The organism is Stutzerimonas kunmingensis (assembly GCF_900114065.1).
Classification (GTDB): Bacteria; Pseudomonadota; Gammaproteobacteria; order Pseudomonadales; family Pseudomonadaceae; genus Stutzerimonas; species Stutzerimonas kunmingensis.
The window spans coordinates 1-15,646 of record NZ_FORS01000011.1 but is presented as its reverse complement, the minus strand read 5'-3'; the positions used below and the strand labels follow the sequence as shown (position 1 = coordinate 15,646).

15 protein-coding genes and 1 pseudogene are annotated in these 15,646 nt (G+C 56.1%); 11 read left to right on the top strand and 5 right to left on the bottom strand.

What is annotated here, in order from left to right; genetic code table 11:
- The first annotated feature begins 143 nt into the window (after positions 1-143).
- The 3 genes from BM275_RS19525 to BM275_RS19510 all read left to right on the top strand — a co-directional run bounded on the left by BM275_RS19525 (position 144) and on the right by BM275_RS19510 (position 4,171).
- Positions 144-1,052: a DMT family transporter gene (locus BM275_RS19525; RefSeq protein ID WP_019406364.1), complete on the top strand. Its 909-nt coding sequence runs from the start codon at positions 144-146 to the stop codon at positions 1,050-1,052.
- Positions 1,053-1,188: 136 nt separating this feature from the next.
- The gene (locus BM275_RS19515; protein ID WP_003116647.1) at positions 1,189-2,559 is read left to right on the top strand and encodes an IS1182-like element ISCfr1 family transposase; all 1,371 of its coding nucleotides are present in this window, start codon (positions 1,189-1,191) and stop codon (positions 2,557-2,559) included.
- 367 nt (positions 2,560-2,926) lie between these two features.
- Positions 2,927-4,171 (top strand): helicase/relaxase domain-containing protein, encoded by a 1,245-nt coding sequence (locus tag BM275_RS19510; protein ID WP_079328581.1) that lies wholly within the window; start codon positions 2,927-2,929, stop codon positions 4,169-4,171.
- A gap of 40 nt (positions 4,172-4,211) precedes the next feature.
- Here BM275_RS19510 and BM275_RS19505 read toward each other — a convergent pair whose 3' ends face one another.
- Positions 4,212-5,075 (bottom strand): DUF6685 family protein, encoded by an 864-nt coding sequence (locus BM275_RS19505; RefSeq protein ID WP_020307701.1) that lies wholly within the window; start codon positions 5,073-5,075, stop codon positions 4,212-4,214.
- A 243-nt stretch (positions 5,076-5,318) separates the two neighbouring features.
- Between BM275_RS19505 and BM275_RS19500 the strand changes: the two genes are divergently transcribed.
- Both BM275_RS19500 and BM275_RS22490 read left to right on the top strand, forming a co-directional pair.
- Positions 5,319-5,960: an SOS response-associated peptidase gene (locus BM275_RS19500; protein ID WP_017246258.1), complete on the top strand. Its 642-nt coding sequence runs from the start codon at positions 5,319-5,321 to the stop codon at positions 5,958-5,960.
- 407 nt (positions 5,961-6,367) lie between these two features.
- A pseudogene (locus BM275_RS22490) lies at positions 6,368-6,793 on the top strand (DNA cytosine methyltransferase); the annotation flags it as partial.
- Positions 6,794-6,918: 125 nt separating this feature from the next.
- Here the strand turns inward: BM275_RS22490 and BM275_RS19485 are convergent.
- Entirely contained in the window at positions 6,919-7,812 is an 894-nt protein-coding gene (locus tag BM275_RS19485) for a cation efflux transmembrane domain-containing protein (RefSeq protein ID WP_026006648.1), read from the bottom strand.
- Positions 7,813-7,913: 101 nt separating this feature from the next.
- On the opposite strand from BM275_RS19485, the gene cadR reads away from it, so the two are divergent.
- The 6 genes from cadR to BM275_RS19455 all read left to right on the top strand — a co-directional run bounded on the left by cadR (position 7,914) and on the right by BM275_RS19455 (position 12,271).
- Positions 7,914-8,321: a Cd(II)/Pb(II)-responsive transcriptional regulator gene (cadR, locus tag BM275_RS19480; RefSeq protein ID WP_090523084.1), complete on the top strand. Its 408-nt coding sequence runs from the start codon at positions 7,914-7,916 to the stop codon at positions 8,319-8,321.
- Between the two features lie 107 nt (positions 8,322-8,428).
- Positions 8,429-8,776 (top strand): DUF3703 domain-containing protein, encoded by a 348-nt coding sequence (locus BM275_RS19475; RefSeq protein WP_017246253.1) that lies wholly within the window; start codon positions 8,429-8,431, stop codon positions 8,774-8,776.
- Entirely contained in the window at positions 8,773-9,282 is a 510-nt protein-coding gene (lspA, locus tag BM275_RS19470; RefSeq protein WP_017246252.1) for a signal peptidase II, read from the top strand. The genes BM275_RS19475 and lspA overlap by 4 nt, the downstream gene beginning before the upstream one ends.
- A complete protein-coding gene (locus tag BM275_RS19465) occupies positions 9,279-10,025 on the top strand; it encodes a helix-turn-helix transcriptional regulator (RefSeq protein WP_023083084.1) in 747 nt (248 codons plus the stop codon). Before lspA ends, BM275_RS19465 begins: the two co-directional genes overlap by 4 nt.
- 68 nt (positions 10,026-10,093) lie before the next feature.
- Positions 10,094-11,002 (top strand): sterol desaturase family protein, encoded by a 909-nt coding sequence (locus BM275_RS19460; protein WP_023083085.1) that lies wholly within the window; start codon positions 10,094-10,096, stop codon positions 11,000-11,002.
- Between the two features lie 21 nt (positions 11,003-11,023).
- A complete protein-coding gene (locus BM275_RS19455) occupies positions 11,024-12,271 on the top strand; it encodes a cytochrome P450 (protein ID WP_038663091.1) in 1,248 nt (415 codons plus the stop codon).
- A 157-nt stretch (positions 12,272-12,428) separates the two neighbouring features.
- Here BM275_RS19455 and BM275_RS19450 read toward each other — a convergent pair whose 3' ends face one another.
- The 3 genes from BM275_RS19450 to BM275_RS19440 form a co-directional block, all read right to left on the bottom strand.
- Complete coding sequence (locus BM275_RS19450) at positions 12,429-13,013, bottom strand: protein-disulfide reductase DsbD domain-containing protein (protein ID WP_017246245.1); 585 nt, start codon at positions 13,011-13,013, stop codon at positions 12,429-12,431.
- Between the two features lie 17 nt (positions 13,014-13,030).
- Positions 13,031-14,221, bottom strand: a complete 1,191-nt coding sequence (locus BM275_RS19445) for a protein-disulfide reductase DsbD family protein (RefSeq protein WP_017246246.1) — start codon at positions 14,219-14,221, stop codon at positions 13,031-13,033.
- Between the two features lie 360 nt (positions 14,222-14,581).
- Positions 14,582-15,577, bottom strand: a complete 996-nt coding sequence (locus tag BM275_RS19440; protein WP_017246247.1) for an IS5-like element ISPsp6 family transposase — start codon at positions 15,575-15,577, stop codon at positions 14,582-14,584.
- Positions 15,578-15,646: the final 69 nt, after the last annotated feature.

The following is a 15,646-nucleotide window of genomic DNA, read 5'->3' as shown; positions in this document are numbered from 1 at the left end:
TGCCCCAGATTGATTAATAGCGGCAGATGAAAGCGCTTTACCGACTTGCCTTAACGTTAGAGAAGAGATTGAAGGCAAACTCGGGCTTTCTTGCGGCCTCTCCGCATGCTCTAACCACTCCAATTTGAATGGATGGTTTTCGCATGCCTGTTCGTCAGACATATCTATGCCTGTTAATCCTCGGAACCGCGTTCTGGGGGATTTCGTTTGCCTTCACCAAAGTGGGTGTTGCGGACGGGTCACCCTTCGTATTCCTGGGGTACAAGTTCGCACTCGCTACGCTAGTGCTTTGCGTGATCTTTTTCAGACGGCTGAAACTGATCAACAAAGAAACGCTCCTGGCCGGCGTGGCCATAGGTCTACCCTTGTGTTTGGGTAACATTTTCCAGACTGTCGGGCTTCAGCACACCAGCATCACCAACACCGCCTTCATCACTGGCCTGGATGTATTGCTCATCCCGGTCTTCAAGTGGGCTCTCTTTCGGAAGCGCGTCGAGCCTCGAATCTGGCTCTGCTGCGCCGTCGCGCTGACAGGGCTCTATCTGATCGTTACGAGGGCCGGGCTTACTCTGAATCCAGGTGACATCTGGATCATGTGCTGTGCAGTCTTTTTTGCCGCATATGTGCTCACGGTTGGCTTCTTCTCGCATAAGTACGACTCGATGCTTACGGTCATCATTGCGCTGGCTACCTGCGCTACTGGATACCTTTTTGCTGCACTTTTCGACGCTAGGGCCGAATGGGCCCCAATGGATTCCTCCTTCTGGGAAGGAGTTCTGTTCTGCGCGTTGCTCGCCACAGCCTTCATGTACGCGGTTCAGAGTGCTGCGCAGAAGTATCTCGAAGAAGAAAAAGTAGCCCTGACCTACCTGTTCGAGCCCATCTTCGCAGCATTCGCGGGAGCGATGCTCCTTGGCGAAACCTTGGATGGAAGAACCCTGGCCGGTGCAGCTCTCATCTTTTCAGCTCTGCTGATCGCCGAGATTGATGTACCCAAGTTCTTATCCCGCCTGCTGCGCGCCCTGTTTGCCCCGTGGGCTAGGCGCCAATGAGTATTTGGATGGAATTCTGTGGAGGCTTTGGTCGGTAGCTGCCGGAGGCAGCATTTGGCCGATTCTGTTGAAAAAGTAGCGGCCTCTCCATGCCGTTGGCAAAATTGCTCTGTCAGCGAGCGTGGGGGCGAACAGCATGATGGGGCAGTTACCGGGAGGACAGCAGCGCCTGTTCTACTCGTTCAACCTAGAAGATCACGTCCCGGCTCAACACCTCCTGCGCAGCATCGACCAGTGCCTGGATCTTAGTGATCTGCGCGCCTACCTGGCGGACTTCTATAGTCCCATCGGACGCCCCTCGATTGACCCGGAATTGATGGTGCGCATGCTGGTCGTCGGCTACTGCTATGGCATTCGTTCCGAGCGGCGATTGTGCGAAGAGGTGCACCTGAACCTGGCCTATCGCTGGTTCTGCCGGCTGGGTCTGGAAGACGAAGTCCCCAATCACTCGACCTTCTCGAAGAATCGCCATGGGCGTTTTCGTGACAGCGATCTGTTCCGCTGGTTGTTCAATGAGGTGCTGCGGCGTTGCATGGCAGCCGGCCTAGTCAAGGGCGAAGGTTTTGCCGTCGACGCTAGCATCATCAAGGCGGATGCCAGCCGGCAACGTGGGGTAGCGGGAGATGAGGTCGATTGGAACGATCCAAAGCTCAGCAGCCGCGCAGTGCGCGAGTACCTCGAAGCCCTTGATGAAGAGGCGCTGGCTGAGGCTCTTCCCAAGAAAATTTCGCTCACAGATCCTCAGTCCCGTTGGACAGCAGCGCCAGGTGGGCCGGCCTTTTTTGCCTACTCCACGAATTACCTGATCGACACTGAGCACGGTGTGATCATGGACGTGGAAGCTACCCCGGCGCACCGTACCGCCGAAGTCGATTCGACTAGGACGATGGTCGAGCGTGTCAAAGCTCAGTTCGATCTCACACCGGAACGCCTTATCGGCGATACCGCTTATGGCACCGCCCCGATGCTGGCCTGGATGGTCGAAGAAAAGGACATCGAGCCGCATGTGCCGGTGTGGGACAAGACTGAGCGCAAGGACGACAGCCTCTCCAGTAACGACTTCCACTGGAACCAGGAGGCCAATGAATACCGCTGCCCAGCCGGCAAACCACTACGCAGTGAGTGGCGCGCCTTCACCCAGAAAAGATCGCGGGTGACCAAGGCCAACACCATCATTTATCGCTCCAGCCAAACCGACTGCACTACCTGTCCGCTGAAAGCGAAATGCTGCCCCAACACGCCGAATCGGAAGATCGTCCGCAGTATCCATGAGGCTGCCCGCGATGTGGCCAGGCGCATCGCCAAGACACCGGAATACCTCGTCTCTCGCTGCGAACGAAAGAAGGTGGAGATGCTGTTCGCCCACCTCAAACGGATCATGAAACTCGATCGTTTACGACTGCGCGGCCTGACAGGTGCCACTGACGAATTCACTTTGGCGGCGGCGGTGCAGAACCTGCGACGCATGGCCAAGCTTTTGCCTCAAGGGCCACCGCTCACGGGATAGGTACGCCTGCTGAGAGCAGAAACCTTCAAATTAACCCTCAGGCCTGAGCAAGGACGCTCAGCGAAACGCCGAAAGGCAACCTGAAGTGGCTTGCAGTCACTTCGACAGCAGGCACACCTGATCGGCAGGCCGCCGCTAAACCTACTTTTTCAACAGAATCGGCCGATTGCCGCCGGTGACGACTGGCAGCTACCGGGCCAGAGCGGCGTTTCGGTTCACGTGCTTCAGCACGGCGCCGGCTCTTCGAGCAGGCTCGCTGAGCACTCTTAAACCCCGCAGCGCTGCTTCACCAATGAATGCCCTCTCTCTGCCGCTCACGAATCAACGCACACACGAATTCCGCGTATGCGTTCTATGGGTACATTGATTGAATGGTATCGGATGGATCTCATCCAATCCAGAGCTCTGGGGTGCTTTGCTGTACGTACTGGCTGGCCAGTTTGAGCACGCTGGGGTTCTTGGGGACATCGTTGTAAGGTCTGACCAGGCGTCGGTCGCCCATGAGCTTGGCGGCAATCCAGACAGAGCTGTGGCAGCACCGCGTAACACTCTTCAGCGTCAGCTCCTCGATGGGCTGCGCTACCTGGTGAAGAACGAGCTCAAGTTGAATCAGCCAGACGCTTCCGATGGCTGGATCACGGCCGATGCGATCTGGCTGGTCAGCAAGACCGTTTCGGATCGGCTGCGTGCTCACCTCCTCAGCCAAGGGATTGAGGGTGTTCCGGACCGCAACTCCACTCTCTTCAATGTCTTTCAGGATAACGGCCTGATTGTTGCGAATCCTGCTGGCAAAGCTATTTGGGATGCCGAAATCCTGAGCCCTACGGGATGGAAGAACGCATTCACGTTCTTGAGAGTTTCACCTTCACTCATATGGGCAGCTGGCGAAGACCGCCCGGAGCCTTTTGGCGGCTCGGTGCAAGTCCTCAACGAAGAAGCAGCCCCTGCCGCAGCTTCCGAAGCGCAGGAGGAAAAGCCCAGCCTTACTGCCGGGGGCGGCGATGCCGTTGCGGCAGAGCCTCAAGGGGACGAACCCGCAAGTGACCATGGACCGCAACCCGATGAGGTAGATGATACGGACTACCTTCTGGATCTGATGGATATGCGTGACGCGCCGACCAATTCGGTACCCGCCCCGGCGATGCCGGCGGCGTCCGAGGTCGAAGCTCAGTCAGACACTGCCGCGACCGCTACCATCGCTGGCCCGATCGGCGACACGCTAGGTCACCTTTTCATGCACTGGCTAAAAGTGGGTGTAGGAACCCACAAGATCATTATCAATGATGCAAAAGCCAAGGTTCACACCGTCAACGGCACGGCTTTTCTGGTGACTCCTGAAATATTCAGAAGGTATGCCCAAGAGCATCCGACCCTCTTCTCAGCGAGGGCTGGCGAAGGACAGCCATGGCTGCAGGTCCAAAAGTCGTTCGAAAAGCTGAAGCTTCACGTTAAGAAGAGCAACGGACATAACATCTGGACGTGCGAAGTCTTTGGACCTCGTAAAACGAAAACACTGAAGGGTTATATGCTCAAAAAACCCGGCGACGTATTCACAACTGAGATGCTGGATAATCCCAATCTCAAACTTTGTGAGAGTCAGGATGATCACTAGCTATCATTGGATAGTTGCGCTGAGGTCTGGACTACCCTAATTATGGCGGATTGACTTTGTTGATGACCGCTTGTGACTGGGCAGCTAGGCCAGCCAAGTAAGCGCCTAGGTCCTGGAAATTGTTTTCCTTGAGAATCCTCGCAACCATGGCAGAGCGCTTCTCCTTTAGCGGTAAAAAAATTGCGCAACGCTGGTGGTTGTGCGGGCGGGGCAATGTCTTCCAATAATACGTTGCCTTGAAGCGAGCCATAGCTTCGTTGAACCCCAACCAAGCATCAGGCTCATGCGACAACACGAACATGCCGTATTCACGCCTGAGTTCTGTTATAGCCTGCTCACATAACCCGTAGATCTTATAGGTTCCGGTCAGCTCAACCGGCTGTTCAAGCCGCGCCGCGATGTACTTGGCAGCTGCGAAGTGATGCGAACCGCCGGAGTTCATCAGAAAGACGCGTCCGTCCCAAGCCCAAGTGGCGAAATAATCGTGATCGACGTGGCTGATGATCCGAATTTCATCCCAGGCCAGATTCTTCGCCAGCTTCGCCGGAGATATCTCGTCGATCATCTCGGGTGAGTTCCTTACCACCATGTCATCCATGGTGGCGAACTCCTTGAGTTCGGATTTCGACGCGGAGAAGCCATCTACCTGTTGGATATCGCACCGCCACCGTTGGATCTGCATCTCGCTGCCAACGCGCAATAGTGGGGCGCATTCGATGCTAGTCGAGCCATACCGACCATAGGTGCGGCAGTGGGTCCATCCATTCAGCTTGTCGCGATATATCCCGCGCTCATAAATAAGAGATCCGAAGTCGTGCCACCTAACAACCGCTCCTGCGCCAATACCTTTTGCTGTTTCCTGGATGGGCGAATTAAGTTTGACTGGGCTCTTAATCAGCTTCATGAGCGTTGCAGGATACCCACAGTCCTCACGCACTGAGTCCCATAGAAATGTTCCTGCTCTGCGCCAGAAAGGGAGGGGCTGATCTATCGACATGCATTCACCATCGTCGGAGGCAGGCGTTCAGTATAAGGATGTACTCAGTAAGCGGGGTGCCGCGAGAGATAGTCCTAATCATAGATCCCACTCGCCAAGGCGTTGCGGGCCGCAACACCGAGCAGCACAGTGACGAATGAGAGGTGTGTTATGTGCAGTCGTTACGAAGCCCCTACCCCAGAGCGTCTCCAAGAAGAGTTTGGTGTCGAGTTCGACGCTCAGGAGAAGCTCGAATTGTGGCCAGGTTATGCCGGGCCGTTCCTGCGCAAGCCTCGCAATGTCGACCCGTACGATGACGCCGTGTTGCCATTTGAAGCTGAGGTGGGAGTGTTTGGGCTCCTGCCCTTCTGGGCCGACAAAAAGCTGGCACGGTCCACCTACAACGCCCGTTCTGAGACGGCCTCGGTCAAGCGGTCATTCAGGGAGGCATGGAAGAAGGCACAGCACTGCATCATCCCTGCGGTGGCGATCTATGAGCCCGACTGGCGAACAGGCAAGGCTATTCCTACTCGAATTTCCCGTGCCGATGGGCGGCTGCTAGGGATAGCGGGCCTATGGGAGGAGAGGAAAACTGCTGCAGGTGATAGGGAGCTGTCGTTCTCAATGCTGACGGTGAATGCCGATGACCATGCGCTGATGCGCAACTTCCATCGCCCGGGGCATGAGAAGCGCATGGTGGTGGTGCTCCCTCAGGCGCTGTACCAGGACTGGCTGACAGCTCCCGCTGAAATCAGCAGTGAGTTCATGACCCAGTATCCAGCCGATAGGCTGGTTGCCTATCCCCAGCTTTGAGTTGACGCCAAGTACAATAAAACCTCTTGCCCCTTGTTGAATCACAGTTCAATGTTGGCCTGCTGCCGATAGCTTGGCAGCGCCGCGGCCAGATAGAGATCACTATGACTGGAAAAATTATGTCTGACGGCGAGGCCGATAGGCCGGCACGCATGACTCCTGCCGAGTTCAAGGCTGCTTATAAGAGCAAAGGTTGGACAGGCAGGCTGCTCGCTGAGCGGTGGAGCTACTCAGTAGCTTGGATCAGCAAAGTGGGTAACGATCCCGAGCGTGATCAGATTTGGGATGATGCAGTCCGCGGGTTACCGTCCGTCAAGTAATTGAACCACAGTTCAATTATTGTGTTGCCATAAGTTGAACTGTAGTTCAATGTCGCGCATGCAAACATATCCGTTAGAGGATCTAGCATGTACGACAGCTCCCGCGATTCCAGCTCTGCTCACCTGAAACGCACCCTGTACCATTTCCATTTCTGCTGCGGCCTTGGGGGTGGGGCTCGAGGGTTCAATAGAGCGCGCCCCGTTGTCGGGAATGTAGAGGCCCAATGGGAGTGTCTTGGAGGTGTAGACGTAGACCCAGCTGGGCTCCGTGACTTCGAGCGACTAGCTGGCGTTCCCGGCACCCTGTTAGACCTCTTTACCCGCGAGCAATACACCCGTTTCCATGGCCAGCAACCGCCTGCTGGCTGGACCGAGGCGACTGCCGAGGACATACGCCGCGCCGCGCAGAATCTGCGCCCCGACGCCGTATTCATCAGTTCGCCATGCAAGGGCGCCAGTGGGCTGCTGTCCGAGGCCACCAGCAAAACGCCCAAGTATCAGGCCCTTAACGAGCGGCATGCCCTTCGGCAATTTTGCCGTCCAATCCAGCCATCAGCTGTTCTATCTCAGCCGTCTCAACGTCACTCACAAGCTACGCGTCTCTGTTTGGAAAATGGGGGTGCTGTCGATCCGGTTGGTCAGGCTTTCAATGCCAGGATTCGGCGCGCACCGTTGAGTACGATGAGGCCAACTACCGTACCAATCACCAAATCTGGATAGGAAGAGCCTGTCCACGCAACCAGAGCTCCAGCGGCGATAACACCAATATTCGCGATCACATCGTTGGCCGAAAAAATCCAACTCGCTTTCATGTGTGCACCGCCTTCACGATGGCCGTAGATCAATAAGAGACAGCTGACGTTCGCGACGAGTGCAACTAAGCCAATCCCCATCATCAGCATCGACTCAGGTTCGCTGCCATAGATGAAGCGCCTAACCACCTCCACGAGTACCCCCAGAGCCAACACGATCTGGATAAAACCCGCCAGGTGCGCAGCGCGAACCTGCAGCTGCGCAGCCCGACCGACCGCAAAGAGAGCCAGACCATAGACGGCAGCATCAGCAAACATGTCCAGCGAGTCGGCGATCAGACCCGTCGACTGAGCAATCAAGCCTACGCCCAACTCGATGACAAACATCGTGGCATTGATACCGAGCAGGATTTTGAGCGAGCCAGCCTCCTTGGAAGCAGTCAGCTCTTCACTGGCGCTATTGGCCGAAGCTGCTTCCTGGCTGGCCGGTTGAGTACCGAGCAATGTTGCCCCCAAACCAAGTGATTCCAGCTTGGTTGCGATCTGGTCAACCGGACCGTCATGGAAAGCGCGTACCTGTCTGCTGCTCAGATCAAAGGACAGCGAATTGAGTTCAGAAAAGCCATTGAGCGCGAGCCGAATCATTCGCTCTTCTGACGGGCAATCCATCTTGGGCACAGAAAAACTGCTGACCCAAGTCCCTTCATTCGAAGGCGCGGCTGCCGCTTCAGTGCTTACCGGCTCAGGGCCACAGCCACAGGATTTATCACAAGAAGTCATGACTCGCCTCTCCTATAGGACTTGATTCTACCGATTAAAAACCATGTAGTGGCTATAGGGTCAAGCCTGGATATACTGGCTTTTTTACCAAGGGACAGACCATGCGCATCGGTCAACTTGCACAGCGGACAGGAGTGGACACTCAGACGATTCGTTTTTATGAACGTCAGGGACTGCTTCCACCGCCCGAACGCGAGGACAATGGCTATCGAACCTATAAAGCACACCATGCGGACAAACTGCTGTTCATTCGCCGATGCCGCTCTTTTGGCATGTCACTGGAAGAAATTGGTGTTTTGCAGAGCTATCAGGAACAGCCGCAGCAACCCTGCGTTGCGGTCAATGAGCTCCTTGATAGACATATCGCACAGGTAAGGGCTCAGATCGCATCCTTACATGCTCTCGAAAACCAGCTGGTGACGTTGCGAGGTTGCTGCGATAACGAACGACAAAGTCTGGACTGCGGGATACTTTCGGGCCTGCTGGGGGGCGACAAACCTCTTTCGTAATTCCGACATAAAGTCATTTTTGCGTCGTCTTGAATCGCCCATAGCGCTTGACCCTATAGCAGCTATAGGGTGTTCACTCGGGCATCTACTGCGTAAGTGAGATCCAGATGAATACCACCCTCAGCATTGCCATTGATGAGGCCTTCTTCCAGGCTAGGAAAGCACTTAATGCAGAGGCGCCAACCGAGGCTTTCTCCTGGCTGGAGCGAGCCCACATATTGAGCCAGCGAATGCCTATTCTTCATGCTCAGAGCCATTGGCTGATGCTGAGGGCCGACTGGCAGTTGCGCGACTTTCGAAAGGTGCTCAGCCAAGTACCGCGAATCATGGCGGCCCTGCTGTTCTCGAAGATCTGGGTGCCGCTCGGAAACAGCGGGCGCGCCAGGGTTAGTGCTTTTGCGCCGATGCCTATTTCACCGGAGCTGCAGCGACTTCTTCAAGGAGAAATGCAATGAGGTCGTCTCCTAGATCACCTCTTGTTGCTCCTGGGTTCTGGTGGATGCTATCGCTAGCCATTGCCTCGGCCGACCTAGCGTTGAAAAGCGCAATTACGGGTTCGCTCCCGGTCGGCACCGTGATTCCTCTCACCCCGTTCTTCAACCTGGTTCACTTCTGGAATACCGGTGCAGCGTTCAGCTTCCTGGCTGACGCGGGTGGTTGGCAGCGTTACTTCTTCATTGTCATAGCTTTGGTCGTTTCGATCGTGCTGGCTCTGATATTGCGTAAACGCAGAGCCAAAAGCGAAGCCCTAGGCTATAGCCTTATCTTGGGCGGGGCAGTTGGGAATCTGATTGATCGCGCATTTCGAGGCCATGTAATCGACTACCTGGATTTTTACTGGCAGTCCTGGCATTGGCCTGCGTTTAACCTGGCGGATATTGCTATCGTCGGTGGCGCCGCCATGTTGATCCTGAGCAGTTTGCTAAGCCCAAATGCGGAAGCCGACCGAGTCAACGAATGAAAGGCTCGCTCTCAACGGATACCGTACGCTGGGCAGGCCAGGCCTGGATAGGGCCCGGCATCGGCATCTTTCATGGCCGTGCCGGCCACCAGGAGTGGCACCACCATCAGGCGCATCAGATTTCAGTGGGCCTCGATTCACCTGTATCGGTTGAAACTCCGTTGGGCATTCAAACAGGGGCTGCCATCTTCATCGCCGCGGGCCTGAAACACCGGATCAGTGCTGGTCGAGTGCTGTCGATCTATCTGGATGCACTATCCGATGAAGCCCCAACTATGCGGGGTACCGAAGAAGCAAGGGTAGTCGTGATCGCCCCGGCGGACGTAGTAGCGATTATCGATATGCTGCGCGAGACAGGACATACCGCTCTCCAGGTTAGGACGGGGGTGCGCCAGGCACTGCGGCTACCCGATCCACCGATTCCAGATCCTCGCTTGACAAAGGTGATTGAAGCGCTGCATAGAGGCCAAATGAGGCGCGAAGAAATGGCCGCGTTGGTGCATTTATCCCCTACACGGTTTTCCCATTGGTTCGTGGAACAGACAGGCTTGCCGCTGCGCAGCTATGCGAAATGGTTACGTCTCACACAAGCCCTACAGCACCTAGCCAAAGGGGGTCTACTCACCGAAGCGGCCCATGAGGCGGGCTTTTCTGACTCGGCACATTTCTCCCGGACATTCCGGGCACTGCTGGGCATCGATCCTTCCTCCGCCCTGGCTGAAGTCGATCTTCAGGGGTCGTAGCTCTTTCGTTCAAGCCGAAAGCGGACCTTCCCACATACAGTCATGGCTCCCTACTCAGGAGCTGAGCGATGTCTATTCCCTTGCGATTCGCCATAAGGTGGCTGAGCTATCCACTTGTGTTTGGCGGCTGTGCCTCCTTCATGATTTGGGCGCTGTATGCAGGTATACCGTATTGGCCCACCACACCCATAGTCGCCGCGGCGGGGCTGCTACTCATTGCTGGCTTGGAGCGCATCCAGCCTTTTCGGCGAGCCTGGCTGGAAGATCATCAGGACACCCTGACGGATCTGCTGCACATGCTGGTGAACCTGTCTGTCATTCAATTTACTGCAGAATTCCTGGCTAAGTTAGGCGATGCGGTACCGGCTTCGGTTCGGCTCTTTCCGATCGAGAGCCCATTGTGGCTGCAATTGCTACTAGTCGCCGCCGTGCTCGACTTGAGCCTGTATGTAATGCACCGCATCAGCCACCGGGTGCATTGGCTGTGGCGCTTTCACATGATCCATCACAGCGCTGAGCGGCTCTACTGGATGAACGGAGAACGTCGACATCCTCTGCATGCGGCGTTGATGGCCGGGCCGGGGCTGGTGGTTTTGCTCATATCTGGAGCTCCGTCTGCCGTAGTCGCAACGTGGTTTGGGATCCTAACCGTCCATCTGGCCTTTCAGCATTCGAACCTGGACTACAGCGTGGGTTGGCTGCGGCATGTGCTAGGGGTTGCTGAGGTCCATCGTTGGCACCATAAGCGCGACTTCGAAGACGCTCAGGTCAACTTCGGTGAGTTTTCAACTGTGTGGGATCAGATGTTTGGAACCTTCTACGACAGCGCCGGGAAGCTGGGCGAGGCTGAGGTTGGATTGCATGAAAAGGACTACCCCAGAAATTATTTCGGGCAATTTATTGATCCTGTTCATCCAACATCTGCTTACCCGGCCGGTCACAATTCTTCAGAGCAGGATGAAATCCGCAACACGTAGCTAGAACGGGTGGGGTCAGCAATGCCAAACATACCGCGTGACACCGGATTGGACAGTACTTGGGCCTTTTTGCGAGATCCCTACCGATTTATCTCCACGCGCAGTAAGTTTCATCAATCGCCTGTGTTTCAAACTCGCTTGATATTACAGAAAACTCTGTGCCTAACAGGTGCCGAAGCTGCTCGCTTGATTTGCGACCCTGACCGATTCGTTCGCCAGAACGCTGCGCCCAAGCGACTGCAAAAAACCTTATTCGGACAAGACGGTGTCCAAGGTTTGGACGGTGATGCGCATCGTCACCGAAAGGCCCTCTTCATGGGAGTGCTCACACCCGCGAACGTGCAGGAACTAGCAGAGTTGAGCGAGGTTCGTTGGAGGGAGTATGCGCGAACTTGGCGTCCCGGTGAGTCAATCGTCCTCTACGAGATTGCTCGCGAAATTCTATGCCGCACCGTATGCGACTGGGCCGGTGCTCCAATCGCTGAAAGAGATGTTCAACAATGGACTCAAGATCTTGCAGCTCTCTATGAGCACGCCGGCGCGATCGGTCTGCAGCACTGGCAGGCACGGAAGGCACGTCGCCGATTGGAGCAATGGGCGGCAGAGCTCGTCGAGTCCACTCGCGCCGCTCCCCCTACACCCGAGCAATCGCCTCTCGAACGCATCGCCCATTACAAGGACCAGCACGGACAGCCGTTGGATCTACATACCGCATCAGTGGAACTACTAAATCTGCTGCGGCCGACGGTAGCCGTCTCTGTATTCATAACCTTTGCAGCGCTAGCGCTGCACAAGCACCCGTTCTGTCTGAGAAACCTGCAGTCGGGAGATGAAAGAGATATAGGTTGCTTTGTGCAGGAAGTGCGGCGTTTCTACCCCTTCTTCCCAGCGATCAGCGCTCGCGTGAAAGAAGATTTTCTATGGGAAGGATTTTCCTTTGGCAGGGGCACCTTAGTCCTGCTGGACTTATACGGAACCAATCACGATTCCCAGCTCTGGGAGGAGGCAGATCGTTTCAAGCCTGAGCGCTTTCGATCCAACTCTCCGTCGCCATACTGCTTCATCCCACAAGGACCAGGCGACCCGCATGTTAACCATCGCTGTCCAGGTGAAGGCGTCGCCGTCGCATTGATGAGCGTTGCTGTTCGCTTCCTGGCTCGCTCGCTCCAATATGAGGTTCCCGAACAGGATCTATCAATCACCTGGGACCGATTGCCGGCACTGCCCCGAAGCCACTTCGTCATGCGGAATGCGCGAATCACAATGTAAGTTTGGTGTTTAACGAAGCGAGTCTCGCCCATCTCAAGATATGAACGGTGGGGCATGGCGTTGAGCTGCCCAGCGCAACCACGGCAATCGGGGAATACTCAGAATAAGCTGTTCACAGTCATTCCCCAATTGAGTCATTTCCGAGGGCCGTTCTGACTTATTGTCGCTTGGTATCGTCCAGATTCAGCGCAACGGGCAGGTCAGTCGGTGCCAGACAAATGCCCTCGTCACTGCAGGCCTGCACCCGTACAATCATTTCGAGCCTGCCTACCTTTTCCAGCACGGCGGTCTGTTTTTCGTCGGGCCGCAGCCGAATACTTGCACCGTCGTCATACACCTCTAGGGCGGTGTCACTCAGCACAATGTCACTGACCCGGCCGCGCGGGTACTGCGTCGGGATTATAAGCGCCTGGCCGTTGACTGAAGAGCTGACGACGGTGGGAATCAGGAATTCCATGGAGGCCGGATTTGCATTCACATGCCAGCCCGGTTGAATGTTCAGTGTTAAAACGAAATCACCCGTCTTTCCCGCCATTGCTGCGGCGCCTCCCGCAACAGTGAGGCGGACCTTATCAGCGGAATTTGCCAACCCTGCTCGGGTCGGCACCGGGACTTCAAGACCGGCACGTTCAGTCTGGGCAGCGTCGAGGTTGTTTCCGTTGGTGTCGATCAACATGAACGCAGCGATCGCGATCGCAAAAACCACTACTCCAGCTAGCAATCCTTTTTGTCGAATCACCATGATTGGGTCTCCAGTATCTAAGGTTGTGGGTTTCCGGTGCGATTGATAGCTTCGACCAAGCTGTCGGTGTCAAAAAGCCCCGTGAAACGGGCGATAACGGTGTCGTCACGGTCAACAACCACTGCGAAGGGTAAGGCCTGCCCGCCGGTCGCAGTTAATAGCGCATCTTTTTCTGGGTTGCTCGCTGTCACGTCAACTTGTATGGGCACCATCTTGGTGCGCCGCACGGCTTCGGCCACAGCGGCCTCCTGGTAGACCGTGCGCTCAAGTATCTTGCAGTTGATGCACCAGTCGGCGGTGAACTCCAGCAAATAGGGTGTGCCCTGGGCTTTTGTCTCCGTCAGTAGTTTTGCGGAGTAGGGTTGCCAGACGAGTTCGTCTTCGCTGTTGCCCAGCGGGGATGCGAATTCCACAGTCATCGCAAGGGCAAGGCCTGCCGCCGTTGTGGTGATCACACGCACGGTACCATTACCCTGGACGAAACGGCGGGCACCCCAGGCCAGCACCAGGGCCAGCCAAGACCACCATAGCCAGGTATAAACCGCTTTGGGCACCAGGCTCGCGCTGAAAAAGACGGCTGCGGCCAGCAAGACCAACGCGAGCACTTCTCTAATGACCAGGGTCCAGGGCCCCGCCTTGGGCAACCGGCTCAGCCAATCGGGTTTGAGCATCAATGCTGCGTAGGGCAGCGACAACCCCAGCCCGATACTGCCGAATATCCCCATACTTACCGGCGTCGGCTGGGTAACGGCAAAGGCTAGGACTCCACCAAGGAAAGGACCGGCGCAGGGTGCGGCCAAAACCGCACTCAATAACCCAGATACGAATGCTTCAAAGTAGCGCCGGCCATGGACCGAGGCGGCGAACGCCGGGATCGGGATGGGCAAATCCAGCCAGGTGACCACCGCAAACCCGACCATCAAGGCAACAAGGACACCAACGAACACCGCAGACTGAAACAAAGTGCCCCAGCTCCACTGCAGAAGTGCGGTCAGTCCGCCCAACGTCAGGAAAAACGCGAGCGTTCCTGCGGTGAACGCCAATGCCGCCAGCACGCGGTGCGATCGTTGGCTGCCCGCCTCTCGTAAGATGGTCCGGACCTTAATGGGAATTGCAGGCAAAACGCAGGGCGTCAGGTTGAGCAGCAAACCTGCCACTATCGCCATTAAGAGCTGGCCGGCGATGAGTAAAGAGGGAATTTGATCCATCACTCAGCTATTCCCAGCCCCTTCCCACCCTTCCTGGCCGGAACGTCCGGTCTGACCCCGCCATTGGCTGCTTGCATACTTAAACAGCAGATTTTTTGAGTGCTCATATCTCTTCTCCATATAGACCCCGTCCTTTGAGTTATTGGCAAACGTCAGCTATCGGTAACGATTATCGCATCGGCTTCAGGCATCGCGAAGAGCTGAGATGACATTAAGGAGACGCTGAACAATTAGCCAATTCTCACCGTCCCCCTTTTTCAACCCGGTTTTTTCAACCTACCGGCCTTATTCTGCGTTTCTTGGGCCGATTTCTACCCTGATTTTGCTGATTAGCGGGCCAGCCCCGCCTTTCGGACGGACTTATCCCGCCGTCCGTTGCAAATACCGCTTGGCCAGTACCAGATTGGCCAACCCAAACAGACTGAACAACTGCGCCGTATTCTTTTCCAGTCCACGGTAGCGAACCTTACGATGATTGAAGCGCACCTTGATCACCTGGAAGGGATGCTCGACCTTGGCACGCAGCTGCGCCTTGGCGTATTCGACTTTGCGCTTGACTCGGTACAGCACGCTGTCTCTGCCGTGATGTTTGTAACTGCTTGGCCGTGCTGCAATCGACCAGACAACGTCCCGTTCAGCATGCTCCGGTCGCTTGGCCGCACCAGTGTATCCAGCGTCACCCGAAACATAGGTTTCGGCGCCGTGCAGCAACTGATCGACCTGGGTGACATCCGCCACGTTGGCGGCAGTCCCTACCACGCTGTGCACGAGTCCCGATGTGGCGTCGACACCAACGTGGGCCTTCATCCCGAAGTGCCATTGATTGCCTTTCTTGGCCTGATGCATCTCAGGATCACGCTTACCTTCTCGGTTCTTGACCGAGGGCGGCGCGGCGATCAGGGTAGCGTCGACGATAGTGCCTTCCTTGAGCAGCAGACCCCGGCTGGCCAGATGCTGGTTAATCGTTTCAAACAGCACCCGCGTTAGCTGATGGGTTTCCAGCAAGCGGCGAAATCGCAACAAGGTAGTGGCATCCGGTGCCGACTCACGGCCCAGGTCGATGCCGATGAAACCACGAATGGCCTGGCTGTCGTAGACGGCATCTTCGGTACCTTCATCGGAGAGACCGAAACACTGCTGCACGACATACATGCGCAGCATGCGCGACAACCCAATCGCAGGGCGTCCACGCTTGCCTGTGGTGTCGCTATAGAACGGCGCCACTTGCGCCTCCACTTGTGCCCAGGGCACCAGCTGTTCAAGGTCAGCCAGGAAGCGATCTCGGCGAGTCTGCTTTTTCTTGCCGGTGTATTCGAGTTCGGAGAAGGTCTTCTGCACGCGCGTAACAAAGCTCATGGAGGGGGCTGGTTGAGGGGGCTCAGTGTGCCAAGGGTGGGGGCGGCTGGCTATTTATGCAGTGTCTCC

Excerpts from the sequence above, each read along its gene's own strand:
- BM275_RS19525 (WP_019406364.1), top strand. The coding sequence starts at position 144 with ATGCCTGTTCGTCAGACATATCTATGCCTGTTAATCCTCGGAACCGCG.
- BM275_RS19515 (WP_003116647.1), top strand. The coding sequence starts at position 1,189 with ATGATGGGGCAGTTACCGGGAGGACAGCAGCGCCTGTTCTACTCGTTC.
- BM275_RS19505 (WP_020307701.1), bottom strand. The coding sequence starts at position 5,075 with ATGAAGCTGATTAAGAGCCCAGTCAAACTTAATTCGCCCATCCAGGAA.
- BM275_RS19500 (WP_017246258.1), top strand. The coding sequence starts at position 5,319 with ATGTGCAGTCGTTACGAAGCCCCTACCCCAGAGCGTCTCCAAGAAGAG.
- BM275_RS19485 (WP_026006648.1), bottom strand. The coding sequence starts at position 7,812 with ATGACTTCTTGTGATAAATCCTGTGGCTGTGGCCCTGAGCCGGTAAGC.
- cadR (WP_090523084.1), top strand. The coding sequence starts at position 7,914 with ATGCGCATCGGTCAACTTGCACAGCGGACAGGAGTGGACACTCAGACG.
- BM275_RS19475 (WP_017246253.1), top strand. The coding sequence starts at position 8,429 with ATGAATACCACCCTCAGCATTGCCATTGATGAGGCCTTCTTCCAGGCT.
- lspA (WP_017246252.1), top strand. The coding sequence starts at position 8,773 with ATGAGGTCGTCTCCTAGATCACCTCTTGTTGCTCCTGGGTTCTGGTGG.
- BM275_RS19465 (WP_023083084.1), top strand. The coding sequence starts at position 9,279 with ATGAAAGGCTCGCTCTCAACGGATACCGTACGCTGGGCAGGCCAGGCC.
- BM275_RS19460 (WP_023083085.1), top strand. The coding sequence starts at position 10,094 with ATGTCTATTCCCTTGCGATTCGCCATAAGGTGGCTGAGCTATCCACTT.
- BM275_RS19455 (WP_038663091.1), top strand. The coding sequence starts at position 11,024 with ATGCCAAACATACCGCGTGACACCGGATTGGACAGTACTTGGGCCTTT.
- BM275_RS19450 (WP_017246245.1), bottom strand. The coding sequence starts at position 13,013 with ATGGTGATTCGACAAAAAGGATTGCTAGCTGGAGTAGTGGTTTTTGCG.
- BM275_RS19445 (WP_017246246.1), bottom strand. The coding sequence starts at position 14,221 with ATGGATCAAATTCCCTCTTTACTCATCGCCGGCCAGCTCTTAATGGCG.
- BM275_RS19440 (WP_017246247.1), bottom strand. The coding sequence starts at position 15,577 with ATGAGCTTTGTTACGCGCGTGCAGAAGACCTTCTCCGAACTCGAATAC.